The 3235-nt window shown below is 40.4% G+C and carries 1 protein-coding gene and 2 pseudogenes; 1 reads left to right on the top strand and 2 read right to left on the bottom strand.

All coding sequences use genetic code 11. The features are described 5' to 3' along the window. Together BQ5321_RS00520 and BQ5321_RS00515 are read right to left on the bottom strand one after the other, a co-directional pair. Nucleotides 1–293: pseudogene (locus tag BQ5321_RS00520) on the bottom strand (IS110 family transposase); the annotation flags it as partial. Between the two features lie 183 nt (nt 294–476). Further along, nucleotides 477–1259, bottom strand: a complete 783-nt coding sequence (locus BQ5321_RS00515) for a dioxygenase family protein (RefSeq protein ID WP_071392718.1) — start codon at nt 1257–1259, stop codon at nt 477–479. Between the two features lie 309 nt (nt 1260–1568). Between BQ5321_RS00515 and BQ5321_RS00510 the strand changes: the two are divergent. Then, a pseudogene (locus BQ5321_RS00510) lies at nt 1569–3128 on the top strand (IS1182 family transposase); the annotation flags it as partial. Between the last annotated feature and the right edge of the window lie 107 nt (nt 3129–3235).

Below are 3235 nucleotides of genomic sequence, written 5' to 3'. Positions count from 1 at the left end.
GCCTCATAATAATGCCCTGTCGTTTCAACCCCTACAACTACCTTCATATCGTTGTGAACAATCGCTGTTTGGATTTGTTTTTTTAGTACCTCAAAACCAGTTAAGGAAGCATCAAACTCAAATGGTTTTACTATTATGTCGCCATAAAATGTAGAGATCATGGCCTTATGTGTATATTTCGCTGCATCTACTGCCACCAGTAATAAATTCTCTGTACCTGTTTCCCTAATAAATTGTGCCCATCGACTTCCGTTTTTGCCCTGAATATGATTGAATAAGTTATAAGCCATCATTTTCATCTCCTTGTGGTAGGGAATTGTAGTTGGAAGTTCTGTGATAGGTACTTCCATTTTACAATGAAAACGGTGGCCTTTTTTTATTTACTTATAACTATTTACTATACTAGGCACCACCAATTATTCTCGACTTTCCATTTGTGGTGCCTGACACCGTTTATCTTCTGTTTATCTAACTTATCAGCCAAACTGCCACACGCTGTGGCTGAGGTTTCCATACCGGAAGCTACGGTGTAGAAGCTTGGCCCTCTTCGAAGCATCCGCCGCTCCCATCGCATAAAGCAATGGAACAAAATGCTCCTTTCCATACGGTGGAACAGCAAAGCTAGCATGCGGAGCTAACGTTTCATAGTTAAACAGCTCAGCAGTTTCCCAGCTGGTCAGCTTCTGTTCAATCCACTCATCAAATTCTGCTGCCCAGGCTTCAGTCCCCTTGCCGTCCATTTCCCAATTTACCGCTCGAAGGTTATGAACCGTCCCCCCGCTGCCAATCATCAATATATCCTGTTCTCGTAAAGCTGACAGGGCCCTGCCAATTTCATAATGCTGCTCAGGCTTTAGCCGCTGGTTCACAGACATAGAAATAACTGGTATATCAGCATGGGGATAAAGCATTCTTAGCACGACCCATGCACCATGGTCTAAGCCCCGCATTGTGTCTACCTCAAAGGGAATACGCTGCTGAGCAAATAGTGCTTTTATTTCCTCGGTAATCTTTTGATCTCCCTTTGCCGGATATTGAATCCTGTATAACGCCTCAGGGAAGCCGCCAAAATCATAAATCGTATCAAACTCTTCTACATCACTTACCTTTTGCACTACGCTCTCCCAGTGGGCAGAAAAGAGGACAACAGCCTTTGGCTTTGGCCATGCTTTTCCCAGCTCACGCAAAAACTGTGTATACTCATTCTCCTCAATCGCTAGCAGCGGTGCTCCATGGGCAATAAAAAGGGAAGGCATCATTTCGTATTCCTCCTTTTAGGCTGCGGACTTTCTCAAATCATCCTGAGAAAGTAATCCTAATTCCTATTCAGTATCCTTGCACCATTTATTATAACCAAGAATGAGTATGAACCACCTTTAGATGCTTATGGTTGGATTTTTTACTCAAGAAAAAGAGGCTGGGACAAAACCCTCCTCTGAAATGAAAAAACCGGTGAAATTTTACGACAAGTAAAATTTCACCGGTTTTAAATATTTTTACATTAAATAAGGACCACTTCTGATAAAATTAAGTTACCACACCAAATAAAATCAGAAAGAAGGGTCCTTATGTTTAAAGATTATAACATGAATCAACTAGTTTTGCCTCTAGATTTAGCAGTTAGATTACAAGAAAATGATATCGCCTTTTCTATCCACCATTTAGTTGAAAGTATTCCTCACGAAGCTTTCGATTCCTTCGTCCGTTATACTGGTTGTCCATCCTATCACCCACGCATGATGCTTAAAATTATTTTATGTGGTTATACGCAATCCGCCTTTTCAGGTCGTAAAATTGAAGACTTGACGAAAGACAGTATCCGTATGATGTGGTTGGCACAAGGCTACGAGCCAAGTTACCGTACGATTAATCGTTTCCGAGTTGATCCTAATATGAAAGAGCTAATTCGCCAATGTTTTGTCCAGTTCCGTTGTCAATTGGTCCAAGAAAAGCTCATTGATCAAGAGGCTATTTTTATTGATGGTACGAAAATTGAAGCGAATGCCAATAAATTCACGTTCACTTGGAAGAAAGCTGTGGAGAAGCATCACAATAATCTCGTTGAAAAATCAAATCAACTGTACAACGAGCTACTTGAAAAACAAATCATTCCAGAAATAAAACGTGAAGATGAGGAGCAGCTGTCGATTGAAGAGCTCACACAAATCGCTAAAAAGTTAGAAGAGGTTGTCGAGGACTATTCACAAAAAATTGACCGCTCCGATGATGTCGCTATGCGTAAACAATTACGTAGTGAACGAAAAACACCCAAGCAAATCGTGAAACAAGTATATGACTGGATTACACGTAAGCAGAAGTACGAAAAGGATTTTGAGATTTTTGGCACACGTAACAGCTATTCAAAAACAGACAAAGATGCGACGTTTATGCGAATGAAAGACGATTATATGAAAAACGGACAACTAAAACCCGGCTATAATGTACAAATCGCAACCGAAAGGCAATACACATTAGCGTACGGTGTTTTCGCTAACCCAACCGATACGAAAACATTAACGCCCTTCCTTGATCAAATAGAAGAACAGTACTTTGAATTACCAGAACATATTGTGGCGGATGCCGGTTACGGCAGTGAACAGAATTATGAAGATATTTTATCGAAACGTAATAGAACGCCATTGATTACATACAATCACTACTTAAATGAGCAGAAAAGAAAGTTCAAAAAGGATCCGTTCAAAACAAGTAACTGGGCTTATGAAGAAGCGAGTGATACCTACACGTGTCCCAATGAGAAACAACTGACGTTTCAATACCATTCAACACGTACAGATAAAACAGGATTCCAGCGTCAATTTAAGGTTTATGAATGCGAAGAGTGTACAGATTGTCCGTTGCGATCATTATGTACAAAAGCGAGAGAAGGTACGAATCGTAGGCTCATGGTAAATGAGAAATGGGAACAACAAAAAGAATATGTACGAAATAAGCTTTCAGAAGAAGAAACCGGTTCAATTTATCGTCAACGTAAAATTGATGTAGAACCAGTGTTCGGGTTCCTGAAGGCTAATTTAGGTTTCACACGATTTTCAGTTCGTGGAAAACCGAAGGTTGAGAATGAAATCGGTCTCGCATTGATGGCCGTGAATTTAAGAAAATATGCGGCAAGGGGGTAACCCCTCAGTCGCATAAACCAAGAATAAAATGAAAAAGGTGAAATCGACTGCGCGATTTCACCTTTTTCATTTATAGAAGCTAGTTATGTCCCAGCCTC

Origin of the sequence: Bacillus tuaregi, assembly GCF_900104575.1 — a bacterium.
Classification (GTDB): domain Bacteria; phylum Bacillota; class Bacilli; order Bacillales; family Cytobacillaceae; genus Bacillus_BD; species Bacillus_BD tuaregi.
Note: the sequence above shows the minus strand (reverse complement) of the source record. Positions and strands in the feature narration are given on the sequence as shown.